Source organism: Rhodococcus sp. 15-725-2-2b (genome assembly GCF_002259075.1).
Classification (GTDB): Bacteria; Actinomycetota; Actinomycetes; order Mycobacteriales; family Mycobacteriaceae; genus Rhodococcoides.
Window position 1 is genome coordinate 386,295 of the sequence record NZ_NPFL01000006.1, and the last position, 20,127, is coordinate 406,421.

Annotated in this window: 19 protein-coding genes; 12 read left to right on the forward strand and 7 right to left on the reverse strand. The window is 65.3% G+C overall.

Features of this window, described 5'->3' with window-relative positions:
- The first annotated feature begins 7 nt into the window (after positions 1-7).
- Positions 8-760, forward strand: a complete 753-nt coding sequence (locus CH306_RS07570) for an AIM24 family protein (RefSeq protein ID WP_094646164.1) — start codon at positions 8-10, stop codon at positions 758-760.
- On the opposite strand, the gene CH306_RS07575 is transcribed toward CH306_RS07570, so the two are convergent.
- Positions 740-1,489 (reverse strand): alpha/beta fold hydrolase, encoded by a 750-nt coding sequence (locus tag CH306_RS07575; protein ID WP_094646165.1) that lies wholly within the window; start codon positions 1,487-1,489, stop codon positions 740-742. The two genes, CH306_RS07570 and CH306_RS07575, sit on opposite strands and share 21 nt — an antisense overlap.
- A gap of 29 nt (positions 1,490-1,518) precedes the next feature.
- On the opposite strand from CH306_RS07575, the gene CH306_RS07580 reads away from it, so the two are divergent.
- On the forward strand, positions 1,519-1,845 hold the full coding sequence (locus tag CH306_RS07580) for a hypothetical protein (protein WP_032396836.1): 327 nt from the start codon (positions 1,519-1,521) through the stop codon (positions 1,843-1,845).
- 20 nt (positions 1,846-1,865) lie between these two features.
- Here the strand turns inward: CH306_RS07580 and CH306_RS07585 are convergent, their stop codons facing one another.
- Positions 1,866-2,363 carry an ATPase gene (locus CH306_RS07585; protein ID WP_094646166.1) on the reverse strand — a complete coding sequence of 166 codons (498 nt, stop codon included), beginning with the start codon at positions 2,361-2,363 and terminating at the stop codon, positions 1,866-1,868.
- Positions 2,360-3,196 (reverse strand): alpha/beta fold hydrolase, encoded by an 837-nt coding sequence (locus CH306_RS07590; RefSeq protein ID WP_094646167.1) that lies wholly within the window; start codon positions 3,194-3,196, stop codon positions 2,360-2,362. The genes CH306_RS07585 and CH306_RS07590 overlap by 4 nt, the downstream gene beginning before the upstream one ends.
- Before the next feature lie 204 nt (positions 3,197-3,400).
- Between CH306_RS07590 and CH306_RS07595 the strand changes: the two genes are divergently transcribed.
- A complete protein-coding gene (locus CH306_RS07595; RefSeq protein ID WP_032396839.1) occupies positions 3,401-3,904 on the forward strand; it encodes a hypothetical protein in 504 nt (167 codons plus the stop codon).
- Between the two features lie 2 nt (positions 3,905-3,906).
- Here the strand turns inward: CH306_RS07595 and CH306_RS07600 are convergent, their stop codons facing one another.
- Entirely contained in the window at positions 3,907-5,055 is a 1,149-nt protein-coding gene (locus CH306_RS07600; RefSeq protein WP_094646428.1) for a macrolide family glycosyltransferase, read from the reverse strand.
- A gap of 34 nt (positions 5,056-5,089) precedes the next feature.
- Complete coding sequence (locus CH306_RS07605; protein ID WP_032396840.1) at positions 5,090-5,404, reverse strand: ArsR/SmtB family transcription factor; 315 nt, start codon at positions 5,402-5,404, stop codon at positions 5,090-5,092.
- 93 nt (positions 5,405-5,497) lie between these two features.
- Between CH306_RS07605 and CH306_RS07610 the strand changes: the two genes are divergently transcribed.
- The 4 genes from CH306_RS07610 (at position 5,498) to CH306_RS07625 (ending at position 11,568) form a co-directional block, all read left to right on the forward strand.
- Positions 5,498-6,781: an MFS transporter gene (locus tag CH306_RS07610; RefSeq protein ID WP_094646168.1), complete on the forward strand. Its 1,284-nt coding sequence runs from the start codon at positions 5,498-5,500 to the stop codon at positions 6,779-6,781.
- Positions 6,750-7,337: a GNAT family N-acetyltransferase gene (locus CH306_RS07615; protein ID WP_032397303.1), complete on the forward strand. Its 588-nt coding sequence runs from the start codon at positions 6,750-6,752 to the stop codon at positions 7,335-7,337. Before CH306_RS07610 ends, CH306_RS07615 begins: the two co-directional genes overlap by 32 nt.
- A 9-nt stretch (positions 7,338-7,346) precedes the next feature.
- Positions 7,347-9,716: a lysylphosphatidylglycerol synthase transmembrane domain-containing protein gene (locus CH306_RS07620; RefSeq protein ID WP_094646169.1), complete on the forward strand. Its 2,370-nt coding sequence runs from the start codon at positions 7,347-7,349 to the stop codon at positions 9,714-9,716.
- 148 nt (positions 9,717-9,864) lie between these two features.
- The gene (locus CH306_RS07625; protein WP_094646170.1) at positions 9,865-11,568 is read left to right on the forward strand and encodes an EAL domain-containing protein; all 1,704 of its coding nucleotides are present in this window, start codon (positions 9,865-9,867) and stop codon (positions 11,566-11,568) included.
- A 15-nt stretch (positions 11,569-11,583) separates the two neighbouring features.
- Here the strand turns inward: CH306_RS07625 and CH306_RS07630 are convergent, their stop codons facing one another.
- On the reverse strand, positions 11,584-11,880 hold the full coding sequence (locus tag CH306_RS07630; protein WP_094646429.1) for a putative quinol monooxygenase: 297 nt from the start codon (positions 11,878-11,880) through the stop codon (positions 11,584-11,586).
- 14 nt (positions 11,881-11,894) lie between these two features.
- Positions 11,895-13,400 (reverse strand): PucR family transcriptional regulator, encoded by a 1,506-nt coding sequence (locus CH306_RS07635; protein ID WP_256981083.1) that lies wholly within the window; start codon positions 13,398-13,400, stop codon positions 11,895-11,897.
- 147 nt (positions 13,401-13,547) lie between these two features.
- On the opposite strand from CH306_RS07635, the gene CH306_RS07640 reads away from it, so the two are divergent.
- The 5 genes from CH306_RS07640 to CH306_RS07660 all read left to right on the forward strand — a co-directional run bounded on the left by CH306_RS07640 (position 13,548) and on the right by CH306_RS07660 (position 20,126).
- The gene (locus tag CH306_RS07640; protein ID WP_094646171.1) at positions 13,548-14,414 is read left to right on the forward strand and encodes an FAD binding domain-containing protein; all 867 of its coding nucleotides are present in this window, start codon (positions 13,548-13,550) and stop codon (positions 14,412-14,414) included.
- 3 nt (positions 14,415-14,417) lie between these two features.
- The gene (locus CH306_RS07645) at positions 14,418-14,891 is read left to right on the forward strand and encodes a (2Fe-2S)-binding protein (protein WP_032396847.1); all 474 of its coding nucleotides are present in this window, start codon (positions 14,418-14,420) and stop codon (positions 14,889-14,891) included.
- Complete coding sequence (locus CH306_RS07650; RefSeq protein WP_176459198.1) at positions 14,888-16,240, forward strand: 8-oxoguanine deaminase; 1,353 nt, start codon at positions 14,888-14,890, stop codon at positions 16,238-16,240. Before CH306_RS07645 ends, CH306_RS07650 begins: the two co-directional genes overlap by 4 nt.
- Positions 16,237-18,561, forward strand: a complete 2,325-nt coding sequence (locus CH306_RS07655; RefSeq protein WP_256981084.1) for a xanthine dehydrogenase family protein molybdopterin-binding subunit — start codon at positions 16,237-16,239, stop codon at positions 18,559-18,561. Before CH306_RS07650 ends, CH306_RS07655 begins: the two co-directional genes overlap by 4 nt.
- Before the next feature lie 122 nt (positions 18,562-18,683).
- Positions 18,684-20,126, forward strand: a complete 1,443-nt coding sequence (locus CH306_RS07660) for an NCS2 family permease (protein ID WP_094646172.1) — start codon at positions 18,684-18,686, stop codon at positions 20,124-20,126.
- Position 20,127: the final 1 nt, after the last annotated feature.

Sequence of the window (20,127 nt, forward strand, 5' to 3'; positions counted from 1 at the left end):
CAATCTCATGGGTCTCGACATCCACACCCCGTACACGCTGCCGGTCAACGACAACGTCCCCGGCAACGACTACGCGTTCTGCGTCGAACTGGCAGGCCAGCCGTGGTTCACCTCGAAGGGCGCGATGATCGCCTACTACGGCAACGTTCGCTTCGAGCCGCTCGGGCAGACCTCCATGCCCGCCATCGTCGCGGCACGGTTCTCGTCTCCGCTGTACTCGAACGACTGGGTACTGGCGCGGGGCCAGGGCAAGCTCATCCTCGGCGACCGCGGATTCAACATCAACAGCTACGACCTCGACGACGGCAACCTCACCATCCGGGCGTCGAATCTCCTTGCGTTCGAGCCGACTCTGGATCTCAAGCAGTCCATCGTCCCGGGATTTCTCACTCTGCTCGGAACCGGCAAGTTCCTGGCCTCGTCCAACGGCACCGTCATGTTCGCCGAGCCGCCGCTGCGCATCGACCCGGAAGCGCTTGTGGGATGGGCTGATTGCCCGTCACCCTCGCATCACTTCGACGCCGACTGGATGCAGAACTTCCTCGGCGCGGCGCGTGGATTTCTCGGTGCCAACAGCGGCGAGGAGCGCCAGTTCGACTTCACCGGTGCCGGCACGGTGCTGATCCAATCGAGCGAGAAGGTTCTCGACGATTCACATCTGTTGCGGTACGTCGAGTCGCAGACGGTCTCGCTCGGCCAGAACTCCCTGAGATCTCTGCACAACTCGATCGGAGCACGACTACAGCAGGGCGGCGCGTAGTACCTCGACCACACCGGCAGGGTTGTCGGCCATCATGACGTGCCCGGCATCGGCGACTCGTACGACCTCGACTCCAGCGCTGATCAGTTCGGCCTCCCGACTCGGCGGGCCTGTGCGATCTCCGTACACGAATACCCTGGGGACAGTTGCCGACTCGAGCATGGACCGAATCGTCGGCTCCGGTCCCACACACAGCCCGACCGCAGTGCGGTGAAGGGCGACCGGATCGGCAACGCGCAGGGTGGACGCCCACTCCGGATCGGCGTCGACGATCAGCTCGGCCACACCGGTGTCGACGAACTCGCTCTCCGACTGCCGGGCGATCTCCACGCTCGCGGTGCCGTCCCACGGCAGCAGATTGGGTTCGAGCACGATCAGTCGACCCACCAGATCCGGCCCCCGGTACGCGAGCACGGTGGCGATCGATCCACCCAGGCTGTGGCCGACGAGGTCGACCGAGGTCAGATTCCGCTGATCGAGCAGGCCGGCAACGGCAGCAGCATGGTCGTCGAGAGAGTAGCCGATGTCGTGCGGACGGTCGCTGAATCCGAACCCGAGCAGATCCGGCAGTACCCGTTCCCTGCCCTCGAAAGCAATGTCCGCGGCGATCGCCCCGAACGCCGGGACGCCCGCCGAGCCGAGCCCGTGCAGGAACACCATGGCCGGATCGGTGCTGCCCGGCAAGGTGAACGTTCGGACGCTCGGCGGCTGTTCGGGAAAAACGCGCATACTGGAGTATCACCTGAGGAGGTACAGCCATGGCCAACCAAGGACCCTTCGGATTCGGATCCGACGACTTCGACAAGTTCGCCCGTGAGGCAACCGAGGGCCTGCGTGAGGTGGTCGGCTCGCTGTTCGCCTCCGGCACCGGGGCACCCAAAGCTCCGCCGGAGCCCGAAACCACAGGTCAGAAAGGTGACGGAGTCTGGGCGATCTACAGCGTCGACGACGCCGGCTCACCGCAGATCGATCAGCTCTACGCCACCGAACTCGATGCCCTCCGTGCACACAAGGACAACACCGACCCGCGTCGACGCGTCCGATTCCTGCCGTACGGCGTGAGCGTCAGCGTTCTCGAGGACTGAATCGGGTGCATCGGGCCGCGCTAGGCGCGGCTGGCTGCACCCGATTCACGCAGGCTCGACTCCAGCGAAGCCAACGACGCTTCGAGGAACTCGGCTGGTACCGCCGGCAGTCCACCGACATGGGCTCGGACGGCCTCCGGGGTGTCGGTCCAGTCGTAGGTGAGAGTCACCGTCGTTCCTTCGTCCGCCGCCGCCAGGTCGTAGCGCCACCACCACCCGCCATGGTCGACGGACCCATCCTCCCTCCGCGCTCCCGGCAACCACGCGATGGTTCGATCCTGCACGTACGCGATCACCAGGTTGTGCACCACGTAGTGGCCACCCGCAATCTCGTGAAACATGTTGATCGCGAAGACTTGTCCCATTGCCGTGATGCGATCGGCATCCACCGCCGACCGCACCCAGTCGCCCGGTTCGGTGTCCTGATGTCGGTTGGGGTCGGTCAGCACGGCGAAGATCTCGGCGGGGCTCGCGGCCATCGTTCGGTTCACGACAAGACGCTCCCGGACGGCGTTCATGCGAGCACCTCGCGCAACGCCCTCGCGAATTCGGCGGGATTCTCACCCGTGAAGGCGGAGTGGTCGCCAGGAAGCACCGCCGCTTCGGTGCCGAGGAGTGCCGCGACGGCGTAGGCGGCGCGAGCAGCGATCTCCTCGTTCGATTCCGCACCGACCGCGATGACGACGCGGGTGTTCGCGGCCTTCACAGCGTCGACGTCGGGCAGGAAACTCACGACCCCGCCGCGCATGTTCGCCATGAGCGGGTCGGTACGGTGGCCGTCGTCCTCGGTGGGCAACCCGAACTCCGACGGATCGGGCGCGGGGCGCTCGAGGTACTGCGAATCCAGTTCTCCTCGGTGCATCACCAGTGCGATGAACTGGGCCATCGCCGGTCCGATGCCGGAGGCATCGTAGGTGGCGACGATCCTCGTACACACCGCGTGCAGTGCATCGTGGTCCGGAAGTGCTCCTCCCGCAGGCGGTTCGTGCGCTATCAACGTGCGCAGATCTCTCGGGTAGCGCGCGACCAGGGCAAGTGCGTTGACCGCCCCTCCGCTGGAGGCCAACATATCGACCGGCCCCACTCCCAGGTTCTGCAGAAGGACGTGGAGATCGTCGGCGTGCTGCGCCGGTGTCACCGCCGACGTGGGATCGTCCCGCGTGCTTCGACCGGTGTTGCGCGGGTCGTACGTCACCACCGTTCGATCCTGGAACTGCGCGGCGAGAGCGGCGAAGCCCCCGGCGTCCATCGGCGACCCGATCAACACCAGTGGAACCGAACCGGCAGACAGGTCTCCGCGAACGTCATAGGTGACGGTTGCCCCGGGAACATCGATTGTGAATGTGTTCATGCAAAGACAGACCACTCCTGGGCCCGAATCTCATCGGTACCGATCGCCGCCGCAAACCGCGATCCGGCTATGCGAGTCGTTCTCGAACGGAGGATTCGCAGGTTTCCCGGTTGCGTCTGCGGCTCTGCGCCCGAAAAGTGCCAAACGGTCTATTTTGAGGCAGACTCTGATCCGAACGATGCCACTCGACGACGAGGATCCTTCATGCGAACGACATTGCGCACCTTGACCATTGCTACGGCCTGCGCAACCCTGGCCCTTGCTGCCCCTACGTCGGCCCTTGCCGCCGAGCCCGGAGACATCACGTTCTCGTTCGCTGTCGACGGAACCAGCGTGACCAACACGATCACCAACACATCGGGCACGGTGATCGGTTGCGGAACATCCTTGGCTCCCGCCCCGAACGGCATACTGCCTCCGGTCGGCGAGGTGATCGGAAACGGTCAGTCGCTGTACACCAACGGGGACACTCAGCCGGGCACGACGGTTCAGACGATCGCCGATGTTCCGGCGGGCTCGTATGTCGCCCTCGCATCCTGCACGTCCACCGAAGGCGAGACCACAACCGCGTGGATCTCCGACTACCCCGGGCTCGACGAATTCTTGACTCCGCTCCCGTGGACCTCGTACAAGGTGCAACAGGAATCCACCGTGGTCACCGTCGAGACCGCCTCGTCGTTCCCCGGCAGCGGCAGCGCGTTCGACTGAGGTCAGCCGAGAAAGGCCGCTACCGCATCCGCGGCCTGGTCGACGCCTCCGTGTGATCGCACCTCCGCACTGATCTCGGCTGCGCGCGAGGTCAATTCGCGCGCGCCCGCGACAGCGCCTGCGAGGCTCGCGGCGGTCACCTTCTCGAATTCGAGGTGCACGCCGACGCCGAGTTCGGCGAGCATCGCCGCGTTGCCGAATTGATCGACCGCCTGCGGGACCGCCACGGTCGGTACGCCGAACCACAGGGCCTCGGTGCACCCACCCATCCCGGCGTGGGTGATGAACACCGTGGCCGAATCGAGCACGGCGAGCTGCGGAAGATGTTCGTGCAGTTCCACATTGGCAGGGATCTCGCCGAGCGCGGCCGGATCGACGCGTCGGCCGATGGAGATCACCACGTGCCAGTCGGTGTCGGCGAAGGTCTCGATACACAGTCGGTAGAAGTCGGGTCGCTCGTTGTAGCCCGTACCGAAGGAGATGTACAGGATCGGTCCTTCGGGCGCGGTCCAGCTGCGGTCGTTCAGGCGTACCGGATCCAGGCACGGTCCGACGAACTGCACCGAGTCGGCCACCCGATCCGCGTTGGGTTGCATCACTCGTGGAATCAGTGACAGGCAGTGCGTCGGATAGGTGATCCACTCCCAGGGATCGGCGTCGATGTCGTTGTCTCGCAACCACGATGCGTAGGTGTCGCGATACGCAACGCCCGTTGTCGACTCCCGAACAGAGGTCATCGCATCACCGAGATCCGCGACGTATCCGTCCCACGCCACGTAGGTCGGCGAGAGTTGTACGGCCGTAACGCCGTAGCGCACGCCGAGTACGGGAGCGGTCATTCCGCCGATGTCGTAGAGGAACAGATCCGGCTGATCGTCGTCGTAGAACGCGGTGAGCACGGGATACGACGCAATGGCCTCGTCGAGGAAGACCTGCATCGCCGCCGCCGGATCGTCCGGCCACGAGCCCTCTCCGTCGGGAAGTATCGAGGAGAACGGCACCACCTCGACGCCCGCGGGTTCGACCACATGCCGCAGAGAGTCACCGACGGCATAGGTGACGCGATGCCCTCGCCGGACCAGCTCGGCAATCACGGCCAGCGATGGGTAGATGTGACTGGGGGCAGTCGTGCCGATCATGGCGATGTGCATGATTGCCACCGTAGAGCCCACTCGGGGCAGCGAGCTAGTGGATTTCGTTGGCGATCAGATCCAGCAGGCCGGGGAATCGATCGTTGAGCTCCTGGCGTCGCAGCGTCACCTTGCGACTGTTGCCTCGGTCGACCTGGAACACCAGACCCGCTTCGCGCAGCACGCGAAAGTGATGCGTCAGAGTCGATTTCGTGACGCCGAGCTCGAACGACATGCAGGTGCGCTCGGCACCGTCGTCGTCGCCGACGAGTTCGGTGACCACCTTGCGGCGCAGTGGATCCGCCAGTGCAGACATCACTGCACCGAGTTGCATCTCGTCGGGTTCGGGGTGCCCGTTCTCGTCCGCCATCGACGCCACCTTTCGGTAGGTATGACTTGCGTCGTACCTTCAAACCTGTTCTAGTACGAAAGTCATCGTACCTACGTCAGCGCAGGGGGATCCATGAGAGCGGTTCTGCCGGTCGTACTCGCGGCACAGTTCGTCGTACCGATGTCCATCTCGGGCACAGCCATCGCGATCCCGGTGATCGCTGTCGATCTCGGCTCCGACCCGACGCAGCTCCAGTGGGTCGTCAACGGCTTCAACGTCGCGTTCGCGCTGTTCACCGTCGTCTGGGGTGCGGTCTCGGATCGCATCGGACACCGCACGTCGTTTCGCATCGGCGTCGTACTGACTGCCGTCGCCAGCCTGGTCAGCGCTCTGGCGTCCTCGCTGCTTCTGCTCGACGCCGCGAGGGTCCTCGCCGGCACGGGTGCCGCGGCGGTCCTGGTGGGCTCGACGTCGATTCTCTCGCTCCATTTCCAGGGGACCGAACGAGCAACCGCGTTCGCCCTGTTCGGCACCGTGAACGGACTGGGGTTGGCACTCGGGCCGACCATTTCCGGACTGCTGATCGCCGTGCTCGATTGGCGAGGAGTGTTCGCAGCTCAGGCCCTCGTTCTGCTCGTCGCGGCCGTCGGGACGCTGGCTCTTCCTGCCGTGCGAAGCACATCCACACCATCGAAACTGCCGGATTTCGGCCTGCTGCGAAACCGCCGCTTCCTCGCGCTGTGCCTGGTCCCGGTCGCCGGAGCCATCGGATTCGTCACCCTGCTCACCTACTTGCCCACCGCGCTCGGCGCCGTCGCGTCCCTGACTCCCGGACGAGCCGGACTGTTCATGCTGGCGATGACGATTCCGGTGCTGATCGCCCCGCTGGCGGTCGCCAGGTCCATCGTCGTCTTCGAGGCCGTCACCCCCGACCGTGTGATCCTGACGAGCCTCGGCTTCCTGGTTCTCGGAAATCTCGGCATGCTGGCCCTGCAACCCGGCCTGTCGCTGGCCGCCGTGGTGGTCCCGATGATCGTGTTGGGGCTCGGTTTCGGGCTCCCGATCGGTCTGGTCGACGGCGAAGCGCTCGCGGCAGTTCCGCCGCACAGCAGCGGCACCGCAGCAGGAGTACTCAATCTCTTCCGCATCGGTGGCGAGGCCGTGATGGTCGCCGGCTACGCCTGGCTGCTGGCGATCTTCGTCCGGGACCGGGTGCCCGACGAAGCCGACGCCGAGGCAGCGGCGGCCGGGCGGCAAGGGTTCGCCGACGCCTACGCCCATGCCTTCACCGAAGTGATCGCCCTCGTCGCGGTGGCCGTTGCCGTCACAGCAGCACTGATCATCGCGCTTTCCCGGACGGCCAGATCCGACGTATCGTCGGCGAATGTCCTTTCTGCAGCCGGTGACCCTCACTGACGATCTCGTGACCCTCGAGCCGCTGAGCCACGATCACCTCGAAGGTCTGTGCGACGCCGCGCGCGACGGCGAGCTGTGGAACCTCTGGTACACCAGCGTCCCGAAGCCCGAGGAGATGGCGGCCGAGATCGACCGTCGACTCGGGCTGCTCGACGCGGGCACGATGCTTCCGTTCACACTGCGTCGCAACGACACCGGGCAGATCATCGGAGCGACGACATTCTGCAACGCCGACGCCACCAACCGTCGCGTCGAAATCGGATACACCTGGAATGCCCGCTCCGCGCACGGAACCGGCACCAATCCCGCGAGCAAACTGCTGCTGTTGACGCATGCGTTCGAGGAACTGGGATGCATCGCCGTCGAATTTCGTACCCACTGGATGAACCTGCAATCGCGGACGGCGATCGCGAAACTGGGTGCCAAGCAGGACGGGATTCTGCGCAATCATCAACGCATGTCCGACGGTTCGTTGCGTGACACCGTCGTGTTCTCGATCATCGAATCCGAATGGCCAACCGTCCGCAACGAACTCCGCAGGCGTACCGCACGGTAGGTTGACCCCATGCGTGTGGATGGGCGGGACATTCCCGTAGCGGGAAGCCTGCTTCAGCCGCTGGTGCGAAGAACCAGCGACATCATTCGGGTCGTGTCGGCCTCGGCTCTGCTGGGCGTGGTGATCGCCGGTTCGCTGATCACCAGAAATCAGTGGGATGCGCTCGAGCAATCGGTGTCGAACATCGTCGGTGTGCTCAGCCCCGACCAATCCAATGCGGTCTACATCATCTACGGAGTCGCCATTCTCGCGCTTCCGTTCGGCGTCCTGATCGGACTGATCGCGGGCCGCAAATGGAAACTGCTCGCCGGGTACGCGGCCGCGGCACTGCTGGCCGCGCTGGCGCTGTCGATCACCGGAACCGGGATCTCCACTCCCACCTGGGACCTCGACGTTCCCGAGCGGCTCGACACGTTCCTCGCGCAGTTCCTCGACGATTCGCGCTGGATCGCGATGTTGGCTGCGGCGCTGACGGTCTCCGGCCCCGGTCTCCCCGCGAAGTGGCGTCGGGCATGGTGGACGCTGTTGCTCGCGTTCGTACCGATCCACCTGGTCGTCTCCACCGTGGTTCCGGCTCGCTCGATGCTCGGACTCGCGGTCGGCTGGCTCGTCGGAGCCGTCATCGTGTTGCTCGTCGGCACACCGGCGCTGGAGGTTCCGCTCGACGCGGCGGTTCGTCTGTTCCACAGCCGCGGTGTCACCGTTCGCAGCTTCACCGTCGTCCGTCCGGCCGGCCCCGGCCCGTTGGTGTTGAACGCGCACACTCCCGACGCCGATGTGGTGGTCGAGTTGTACGGGCAGAATCAGCGCAGCGGCGGTGCCCTGCGCCAGTCCTGGCGGTGGATCACGCTGCGCGGCAGCGAGACTGCGCCGTTGCACGCGTCGATGCGTCGGGCAGTCGAGCATCGCGCCCTGATGGGTCTGGCCATCAAGGGGTTGGGAGCGGCAGGCAGTCACCCGTTGGCGGTGGCAGCGCTCGACAGAGGATGGACCCTGTACGCGCACAGTCTGCCCATCGGTGATCCGGTCGAGGCCGAGCACGACGACGCCACCCTCGGCGCTCTGTGGTCGGCCCTGAACACCCTGCACGAGAATCAGATCTCCCACGGTGACCTGCACCGTGGCGAGCTGAGGATCCACGGCGGCAAGGCCCTCTTCTGCGGTTTCGGCCACGCCGAACTGGGTGCGTCGGATTCCCAGATGCAATCCGACGTCGCGCAGTTGTTGCTCACCACGGCAGACCTGTTCGGCTCTCAGCGCGCCGTCGCCACCGCCGTCGACGTACTCGGCTTCGACACCGTGATCGCGGCCTCGGGTCGATTGACCAAGTCCGCCATCCCGCCTCGTATTCGCCAATCGGTGCTCGACGCCGACAAGACGATGAAGGCGGTTCGGCTCGAGGTTCTGGAGCAGACCGGCACCGCCAAGATCGAGGCCGAACAGGTCACCCGATTCAGCCGCAACCAGATCATCTCGCTCGTGTTGTTGATCGGATTGGTCTACGTCGCGTATCCGTTCATCAGTGCGGTTCCCGCGTTCGTCACCGAACTCGGTTCGGCCAACTGGTGGTGGGCTCTGCTCGGTCTGTCGGTGTCGGCTCTGACGTACGTCGGTGCCGGAGCCGCGTTGTGGGCGTGTGCACTGGGCAAAGTCAGCTTCTGGAATCTGACGGTGATGCAGGTCGCCAACACGTTCGCGGCAACCACGACTCCCGCGGGTGTCGGCGGACTGGCCCTGAGTGTTCGGTTCCTGCAGAAGGGCGGGCTGGGAACGGTCCGCGCGACGGCTGCCGTGGCGTTGCAGCAGTCCGTCCAGGTGATCACGCACGTGAGCCTGTTGATCTTCTTCAGCGTCGTCGCAGGCACGTCGTCCGGGCTCTCGAACATGGTGCCGGGCAACACCGTGCTGTATCTCCTCGCGGGTGCGGCCTTCGGTGTCGTCGGTACGTTCATGTTCGTACCCAAGCTGCGCCGCTGGCTGAAAGTGGCCGTCCGACCGCAGATCAAAGAGGTCCTCGGTGAACTGGGCGAACTCGCCCGCGACCCCAAACGCTTCTCGATCATCATCCTCGGCTGCGCGGCGACGACGTTGGGTGCCGCGCTCGCCTTGTGGGCGAGCATCGAGGCCTTCGGCGGCGGCACCACGTTCGTCACGGTCACGGTCGTCACCATGATCGGCGGGACTCTGGCTTCCGCAGCGCCGACGCCGGGCGGTGTGGGTGCCGTGGAGGCAGCGCTCATCGGCGGTCTCGCGGCCTTCGGCGTTCCCGCCTCCGTCGCCGTCCCGTCGGTCCTGCTCTATCGCGTCCTGACCTGCTGGTTGCCGGTGTTTCTCGGGTGGCCGACCTTGCGGTGGCTCACCAAGCGAGACATGGTCTGATTGGTCCGATTCGGGGTGCGTGAACACCGCGAGTGCTAGCGTTCATGCAGGTGGGGGGCCTTATTCGACGGAGGGCGTTGCGATTTCCGATCTGGGAGAGTTCATCCCCACCGCCGAGGAGCGTTGGGTTCGTCTTTTCATCAGCGGAATGACGCTGACGTTCGGACTGGCCGGGGTGCTGATGATCCCGGCGGGGCAGTTCTCCGGTTCGGCCTCGATCGCGGTTCTCCTCGCGTCGGCCACCACGGTGCCCGTGGCCATCGCCTGGTACCTCCGTCCCTGGACATCCCCACGCCTGGCCATGGCCTACATCCTGTACGCCGATGTCGGCATCGCCTCGGTTCTGTTCGCCTTTCGGACCCACTTCGACGCGATGCCGGGTTGCGCGATGTTCGCGATCGTCGCCGCCTTCATCGTCGTCGGAAGTTCCTACCGGATGATGATGCTGCACCTCGCCGTCGCGACCGTCACTCTGCTGACGCTCGGTGTCCTGGCCGTCGTCGATGGTGCCGATCCGTGGTCGGCTGCGTCCCGCATCGTCACCATCGGTTCCCTGTACGCCGCCCCCTTCATGATCAAGGCCTACATCGGGCAGCTCCGACTCAAGGCCGCACGGGCGCTGCGCGACCCGTTGACCGGCCTGTGGAATCGCCGCGGTCTGCTGGACACCGTGGACACCCTCGGCGTCTCGCCTTCCGAGGCAGGCGACGCCGTGGGGGTGACGGTCCTCGACATCGACCGTTTCAAGCAGATCAACGACAGATTCGGGCACCCCTCGGGCGACGCCGTCCTGATCGAGGTCGCCCGACGCCTGTCCGAGGCCGTGGGCGATCGGTCGGCGGTCGCACGACTGGGCGGCGACGAGTTCGTGGTTGTCCGAGCCGGAACTCGCGAGGAGATCATCCAGTCGGACAACAGGATTCGAGCCGCCCTGGAGGAGACGTTCGACGGACCTCGGTTCACCACCAGCCTCGGATCCGCGGTCGAAGCACTCGATTCGGAGACCAGCATTCACGTCCTTGTCAGACGATTGATCGCACTGGCCGACATAGAGATGTACCGATTCAAGTCGCGAACCTCCGGGAACGCGGTGTCGTCCGATCGTCTTCCCGAAACGAACTCGCACGAGCAGACGCGGATCCGGATCGACGAACTCATCGCATCCGGCGGCCCCGATATTTTCTTTCAGCCCATCTGCGAGACCGTCACCGGATCCGTAGTCGGCTTCGAGGCGCTCTCGCGCTTTCCCTTCGGTGCCGGATCTCCGCTGTCGTGGTACCGCGACGCCACCGAGGCCGGCATCGGCCCCCGCCTCGAACGAGCCGCACTCGACAGGGCGCTCGACGCGATGCACGAGCTGCCGCCGGGATCGTTCGTCTCGCTCAACGCATCGGCCGACACCATCCGGACGACGAACCTGCTCGATCGACTACGTCCGCACCTGGCGTCGCGGACGTTCTATCTCGAGATCACCGAGCACGAGCGTGTCGACGACTACCTCGCGGTCACCCGAGCCATCGACACCCTCCCCGCTGCGGGAGTGCAGATTTCCATCGACGACGTCGGTGCCGGATTCGCCGGTCTACGTCACGTGATCGAACTGCGCCCGGACATCCTCAAAGTGGACTACGCGCTGGTCCACGGAATCGACCGTGATCCCCTGCGGCGAGCGGCCGCGGCCGCGATCATCGACTTGGCCCGGCAGATCGACGCCGCCGTCATACTGGAAGGCGTCGAGACCGAAGGGGAACTGCAGGTGGCGAACGAACTCGGGGCCGAGATGGTCCAGGGCTTCCTCACCGGCCGACCGGAACCGGCGTCCGCGCACTCCCACCGACGAGTGGCGACGTGACCGAACCTTCCGGGATCAGATCGACGAATCGACGGTGAACTTGGTCAACGACGGCGCTGCGGCGAGCAGCGGCGGCAATTCGACGATCTTGCCCGGACCCGCGCGGAACTCGCGGTACTTCGCATCGGCCTCGACCGACTCCCACGTCTCGTAGGCAATCACGTGCGCCTCGTTCTCCTCGTCGACCCACACCTCGACTCCGAGGCAGCCCTCGAATGCGCGAGTATCGGCGAGTACCGTCCGCACCAACGAACGGGCCTCGGCGACGGACTCGGGCTTGAACGTCAAATCCAACAATGCAATGAGAGCCATGGCCTTCACAGTAGTCATCTCAGCCGAAGTGCCAAGTAGAACTCGATTCTGTCCTCCAGCCGCGACAGATCACGACCGGTGAGTTCCTCGATGCGCTGGATGCGATATCGGACGGAATTGACGTGCATGTGCAGCTGTTCGGCACAACGCGTCCAGGCACCGTTGGTGTCGAGGTACACCGACAGTGTCTCGACGAGATCGCTGTTGTGTAAGTCGTCGTAGTCCACCAGGGGAGTCAGCAGCCGCGAAGTGAACATGCGTCGCACGTCACCCGGAACGTTGGCGAGAAGTATTGTCAGCGTTGCCAATTCGTCGTGTCCGACGACACTGCAGTCCGAGCCACGGCGCTCGGCGAGCCGGCGGGCGTAGCGCGCTTCCTCTATCGCACTTCGGATGTCGACGGGCTCGGTCGGTGCGCTGACACCGATCGAGGTGCCGCTACCGATCAGTCCCGGCGCCAGCGTGCGGACGGCTCGCCGAACGGAATCGGTTCGGTCGCTTCGCGCCTCCACCAACGCGATGGCCTCGTCGTCGACGATCCCGACCGTGATCTCCAACGGTGCCAGCACTTCTCGCAGCAACAGACGTAGCTCACCGAGCCGCAACGGCTCGCCGGATGTGGCCACAGCCACTGCAGCGTAGCGTGTTTCGGTGTCGAGTCCGATAACGTCCATCTGGGCGAGGACGTCGGCGGGCGTCGCGCCCCCGACGATCGCGCGCACGAACTCCTGGGCCAGAATTCCCGACCCCGAGAGACGGTCGTCGACGCGTCCGCGCTCCACGGCCACGATCGACGCCAGCTGCCCGGCCAGAGACAGCCTCGGTGCATCCCATGTCTGCCAATCGCTTTCGAATGCCACGAACCAATCCACGACCCGCGGTGCGGACTCTCCATCGACGGCGAACACCGACACACGCTGCTCTCGGCAGTACCGCGGCAGCCGCACCGACGTCATGAATTCCTGCGCCACGGCCTCGGTGTCCGGCGGGTTGTCGGATCCGGCGAGTACCCGTCCCGACGCAGTGACCACCCAGCAGTTCATGCCCAGATCGGAACTGACCATCTCCAGCAGCGGGCCCAGTCCGCCGCCCGGGCCTGCGCTCGCCACGAGGCGTCGATGCCGGTCGAGCACGAGACTCAGGTCCGATGCTCTCGCCGTCGACAGTTGTCGAACGACACTCTCGGTGACCGTGGCGAAAGCGATGTCGGCCGGAACACGAAAGAGCGGTAGCCCGTGTTCGAGGCACGCGTCCACCAGATCGTCGGGTACCACGCCGTCGTCGGATGCCGCGAGCGCTGCGATGCCGGCCTTGGACACCGCCCGCACGAACGTCATCGAGTCCTCGGGGCCCGTCCGCCACATCAGACCGGTCAGCACCAGCTCGCCGCCGCTGAGATAGCGGCTCGGATCGAGCATGTCGGTGGTCACGACCCATCTGATCGTCGGATCGAAGTGCTCGGGGGTGACGATCGGCTGCAGTTCCAGATCGGGAAGATCAGCCAGATCACGCAGCCGCACGGTGAATCGACCTCCTCTTCGTAGGATCCTCCAAAACCTACACTGTGATCGGCGTCATACTTCGTCGTTCCTGTCTCTCGCTCGTATCGCGCCCGGCGGCTGTACTGGGTGAACTTGATATGCAGACAGCGAGCGGAGAGCAAAGATATGCAATTCCTGCGACCACAGACCTGGAGCGACGCGTTGGCCGCAAAGGCCGACGACGTCGACGTGGTGCCCATCCAGGGCGGCACCGACGTCATGGTCGAGATGAACTTCGATCTGCATCGTCCGGGGGGATTGCTGGACCTGAACCCGATCACCGAGCTGACCGATTGGGAGCAGCTTCCCGACGGCACTCTGCGGGTGGGTGCCGGTGTGCCGTACGTACGCATCATCGCCGAGCTGGGAGACAAGCTTCCCGGCATTGCCCAGGCGTCCCGCACGGTCGGCTCGCCGCAGATCCGCAATCGCGGCACTGTCGGGGGCAACCTCGGTGGCGCGTCCCCCGCCGGTGATCTGCACGCACCCCTGCTTGCGGCGGGCGCAACCGTCGAGGTCGAATCGGCCGAGCGCGGCGTGCGCATGATTCCCGCGACCGAGTTCTACCTCGGCGTCAAACGTAATTCCTGCCTGCCCGACGAACTCATTCGCGCCTTCCACGTGGCACCGGCAGCAGGGCCGCAGTACTTCTCGAAGATCGGCACCCGCAATGCCATGGTCATCGCCGTCTGCTCGTTCTCGATCGCACTGTTTCCACAGGAGGGTCGCGTCGGTACCGGTCTCGGCTCCGCTGCGCCGACGCCGCGCCGGGCTTACGATGCCGAGAACTACCTCGCGGCCGAACTCGAGTGGGACGGTGCTCTCGATCCTCGGGTGTCGGAGGAGTTCGGCCGATTGGTCAGTGCGGCAGCAAGTCCCATCGACGACGTACGTGGCACTGCCGATTACCGCAAGCACGCCCTGTCCGTGATGGCCCGGCGAACACTGGGTTGGGCATGGCGGGACCTCACAGCCGCACGGAAGGTGGCCTGAAACATGCGAGTCAATTGCACCATCAACGGTAAAGACATGGAAGCCGACGACGTCTGGGAGGGCGAAAGTCTGCTGTACCTGCTCCGCGAGCGCATGGGACTACCCGGGTCCAAGAACGCGTGCGAACAGGGCGAATGCGGTTCGTGCACCGTCTATCTCGACGGCATTCCGGCCTGCGCCTGCCTGGTGGCGGCCGGTCAGGTCGAGGGCCGCGAGATCCGTACCGTCGAGGGTCTCGCCGAGGGCGACAAGCTCGACCCGATGCAAGAGGCGTTCGTCGAGTGCGGAGCCGTTCAGTGCGGATTCTGCACCCCGGGACTGGTGGTCCAGGCGCACGACCTGATCGAGCGCGTTCCCAACCCGTCGGACGTCGAAATTCGCGAATCTCTCGCTGGAAACCTCTGCCGCTGTACCGGATACGAGAAGATCCTGGATGCAGTTCGGCTCGCTGCTACACGAAAGGCCGAAGCCGAATGACCACGGTGATCTCGGGTGCGTACATCGCACCCATCGTCGGGGACGAAATCCCCTCCGGATATCTCGTTGTCGAGGGCACCACGATCAGCGCCATCGGCTCGGGCCCCGCACCGGTGATCGCCGGGGCCGAGACGATCGACGCGACGGGTTGCCTCGTCACCCCCGGCCTGGTCAACACCCACCACCACCTGTACCAGTGGGCGTCCCAGGGCCTGGCCAAGGACAACACGCTCTTCGAATGGCTTGTCGCCCTGTACAAGCCGTGGTCGAAGATGGACGCCGAGGTGGTCGGGGGAGCCGCAGCCGCCGGTCTCGGATGGCTCGCCAAGTCGGGCTGCACCACCAGCACCGATCACCACTACATCTTCCCCAAGGGCCGAGGCGATCTGTTCGCCGCCGAGATCGATGCCGCACGACGCATCGGCGTCCGATTCCAGCCGTGCCGCGGCTCGATGGACCGAGGCGTGTCCGACGGCGGGTTGCCGCCGGACGAGGTGGTCGAATCGCTCGACGACATCCTCGCCGCGACGGCCGAGGCCATCGACACCTACCACGACGCGTCCTTCGGTTCGATGCTCCGCATCGCGGTCGCACCGTGCTCGCCGTTCTCCATCAGCAAAGAACTGCTCGTGGAGTCCGCGGGCCTCGCCCGCGCGAAAGGTGTTCGCCTGCATACGCATCTGGCCGAGACCCTCGACGAGGAAGAGCACTGCCTCGCTCAGATGAACTGCACCCCGGTCGAGTACATGGAGCAGGTCGGCTGGCTGGGTGACGACGTGTGGTTCGCCCACGCGGTACACCTGCACGATTCCGATATCGCGAAGATGGCGGCCACCGGTACCGGTACCGCTCATTGCCCGAGCTCGAACGCACGACTCGGCGCGGGCATCGCTCGTATTTCCGACCTGCTCGCCGCAGGCGCGCCCGTCGGCCTCGGCGTCGACGGCTCCGCATCGGCCGAAATGGTGCCGTTGGCCGGCGAAGTCCGTCAGGCGATGTACATGCAACGAGCCAAGTACGGGCCGACCGCACTGACGGCGCGTCAGGCACTCGAGATCGGAACACTGGGCGGAGCAACGGTACTGGGACGGCAGAGCGAGATCGGTTCGCTCGAGGTCGGCAAGCTGGCCGACATCGCGATCTGGCGCACGGACGGTTTCTACTCGGCCGTGGACGACCCCGTCGTCGCGTTCGCCTACGGACAGACACCACCGCTCGCGCGGTTGATGGTGGGCGGTCGCACGATCGTCGAGAACGATGTCCTGACCAGCGCACCGCAGGACGAAATAGGCCGCGCCGGAGCCGATGCGCACCGTCGCCTGATGAAACTCGCGGAGGACGTGCTGTGAGCGCCCCGACCACCACACCCCGGCAAGCTCCCGCCGACATCCCCGCACCGGGACGCGGTCGCGTCGGAGACAGCCCACTGCGACCCGACGGCACCCTGAAGGTCAAGGGCGAGTTCGCATATTCGTCGGACCTGTTCATCGACGGCATGCTCTGGGGCGCAACGCTTCGCAGCCCTCATCCCCGGGCGAAGATCGTCTCGGTCGACATCTCCCAGGCTCTGGCGACTCCCGGCGTCGAGGCCGTGCTCACCCACGACGACGTGCCGGGACGCAAATGCTTCGGACTCGACCACACATGGGACCAGCCGGTGCTGGCCTTCGACGAGGTGCGGCACGAAGGCGAACCGATCGCACTCATCGCCGCCGATCATCCCGAAACTGCCCGGCGTGCAATGGAAAAGATCGTCGTGGTCTACGACGTGCTCGAACCCCTGACCGATGCCCGGCGCGCAGCCCTCGACCCGAACTACCCGAAGGTGCAGGAACGCGGCGGAGTGGCCCGCCATCAGCCGGTTCGCGTCGGCAACGTCGCAGCCGCGCGGGCGACCGCGGACGTGATCGTCAGCAGCGACTTCGCCGTCGGGATTCAGGACCAGGCATTCCTGGGACCCGAATCGGGACTGGCTGTTCCGGCCGAGGACGGCGGCGTCGACCTGTACGTGGCGACCCAGTGGATGCACAACGACCTCGCGCAGATCGGGCCCTGCCTCGGACTGCCCGAGGAGAAGATCCGGATGACGCTCGCCGGCGTCGGAGGAGCATTCGGTGGCCGCGAGGACCTCTCGATGCAGATCCACGCGGCGATGCTCGCCATGCACACGGGCAAGCCGGTCAAGATCGTCTACAACCGCTACGAATCGTTCTTCGGACACGTGCACCGCCACCCCGCGCAGATGCACTACGAGTACGGTGCGACTCGCGACGGCAAGCTCGTGTTCGCCGATGTCGAGATCATCCTCGACGGCGGCGCGTACACCTCCGCCACCCTCAACGTCGTGGGCAACGCCGCCTCACTGGGCGTCGGACCATACGTCATCCCCAACATCGAGATCGACGCGTACGGGGTGTACACCAACAACCCGCCGTGCGGCGCTATGCGTGGATTCGGCGCAGTACAAGCATGTTTCGCGTACGAGTCGATGATGGACAAGCTCGGCGAGGCCTGCGGCATCGGTCCGGTGGCGATCCGGCAGATCAACGCCGTCAGCCAGGGATCGATCCTGGCGACCGGCCAGGTCATCGAAGCGCCCGCCCCGCTCGCCGAGATGCTCGCCCGAGCCGAGGCGATGGAACTGCCTGCTCCCGTGGACGCGTCGGACATCCGTAATCTGCCGGGTGGGGCATCGCAGACCACCCACGGCGAAGGCGTCGTACGCGGGATCGGTTACGGCGTCGGCATCAAGAACATCTGCTTCTCCGAGAACTACGACGACTACTCCACCGCGCGCGTTCGACTGGAGGTGATCGGTGGCGAGGCAACAGCATTGGTTCACACCGCCGCCGCCGAGGTCGGGCAGGGACTGGTGACGTTGGAGGCGCAGATCGCACGCACCGAGCTCGGCGTCACCAAGGTCGTCATTCACCCCGCCGACACCAAGGTCGGCAACGCCGGATCGTCCTCTGCGTCACGGCAGTCGTACATGACCGGCGGGGCAGTCAAGACCGCCTGCGAGGCCGTGCGCGAGGCGGTGTTCGTCCTGGCCGGCCTGTACCTGGGTCGCGCGGTGGCAGACCTGAGCCTCGACGGCGGCAAGATCGTCTCGGCCACCGACGGTGTGCTGGCGACGATCGAGGATGTACTCGGCGACCGAGTCATCGAGCAGACCCGCGAATTCCACCATCGCCCCACCAGCGGAATGGATCCGGTCACCGGACAGGGCGCGAGCCATACCCAGCTCGCACTGTGTGTCCATCGCGCCGTGGTGGACGTCGACGTCGAACTCGGCCTGGTCAAGGTCGTCGAGATGGCGGCCGTACAGGACGTCGGCAAGATTCTCAACCGCCTCTCGCTCGAGGGCCAGATCCACGGCGGCACAGCGCAGGGCCTCGGTCTGGCGGTGATGGAGGAAATAGTCGTCGTGGACGGTCTGGTGAAGAACCCGTCGTTCACCGACTACCTGATTCCGACCATTCTGGACATGCCGCCCATGAAGCTGGACATCCTCGAGAACCCGGATCCCCTGGCACCGTACGGTCTTCGCGGTGCGGGTGAGCCACCCACCCTCTCGTCGACGCCCGCAGTGGTCGCAGCCATCCGCAATGCCACCGGGCTCGCGTTGACTCGCGTGCCCGTTCGACCCGAACACATCATCAACAGCTGATCCGAGTTCCATCACCATTCGACGAAACCTTATCCGGCACAACCGCACCGACGCCAAATCCCCCGGCACGTCGGCCCGGCCCCACGCTCGACGAGGTTGATCACGCCCTGGGAGGGCCGATCATGACCGACGTACGCACATCCAGCACTCGCCAAAGTGGGCGAGGTCGATCCCAGATCGACAAGTTCTTCGACATCACCGGTCGCGGTTCGACGCTCTCACGCGAAATTCGCGGTGGCGTCACCACATTCGTGGCCATGGCCTACCTGATCGTCCTCATTCCGCTGATCATCGGTGATGCCCGCGATGTCACCGGTGCCACGCTCGATCCGGCTCAGCTGTCGACCATGGTGGCATTGTCGGCCGGTCTGACGACCATCCTGATGGGGGTCGTCGGAAACGCGCCCCTCGCCATGGCGGCCGGCCTCGGGGTGACGCCCATCGTGGTGTTCCAGGCAGCCCCGTACATGACCTGGCCGCAGGCGATGGGACTGGTGGTTCTCGAGGGCGTCGTCATCGTGGTCTTCGCTCTCACCGGCGTGCGTCAACTCATCATGGATGCCATACCTCTGGTCCTCAAACAGGCGATCGGTGTCGGAATCGGCGCGTTCATCGCGCTCATCGGACTCGTCGACGCCGGGTTCGTCGGGCACCACGAGTCAGCAGCCACCGCGGTCACCCTCGGCACGTTCGGCAAGCTCGCCGGCTGGCCCGTGTTCGTCTTCTGTGTCGGCCTGATCTTGATGATCATGCTGTTCGTGCGGAAGGTGCCGGGTGCGATGCTCATCGGAATCTTCGTGGCCACCAATCTGGCGATCGTCCTGAACTCGGTGTTCGACATCGCACCGGAGGCCTGGGGACCGGTTGTTCCGAAGGTGCCCGATTCCATCGTCGCCACACCACAATTCGACCTGCTGTTCAACGTCGACCTGTTCGGCGGGTTCGCTCGGGCCGGAATCGTCACCGCGTCGGTCGTTCTGTTCACTCTCGTTCTCTCGGGCTTCTTCGACGCGATGGGTACCATCCTCGGAGTCGGTGAAGAGGCCGGACTGGTCGACAAGCAGGGCAGGATGCCCGGCCTGAGCCGCATCCTCACCGTCGACGGCATCGGTGCCATCGTCGGTGGTGCGATCAACGGATCTGCGAACACGGCCGTTGTGGAGTCCGCGGCGGGGGTCACCGAGGGTGCGCGAACGGGTCTCGCCAGCGTCGTCACCGGCGGATTGTTGACGAGCCTGATCTTCTTCACTCCGCTGGCCGGCGTGGTTCCGGTCGGTGCCGCGGCCCCGGCCCTGGTTCTGGTCGGTGCGCTGATGATGACGCACGTACGCAAGATCGACTGGGAGAACACCGAAATCGCGATCCCGGCCTTCCTGACCATCGTGCTGATGCCCTTCACGTACTCGATCACCGTCGGAGTCGCGGCGGGTGTCATCGCGTACACCCTCGTCCGCCTCGCCAAAGGCAAAGCGCGTCAGACGCATTGGCTGCTGTATCTGATGTCGGGCATCTTCCTGATCTACTTCGCCCTGCACCCGATCGAAGAAGCGTTGGGAATCTCGTAAC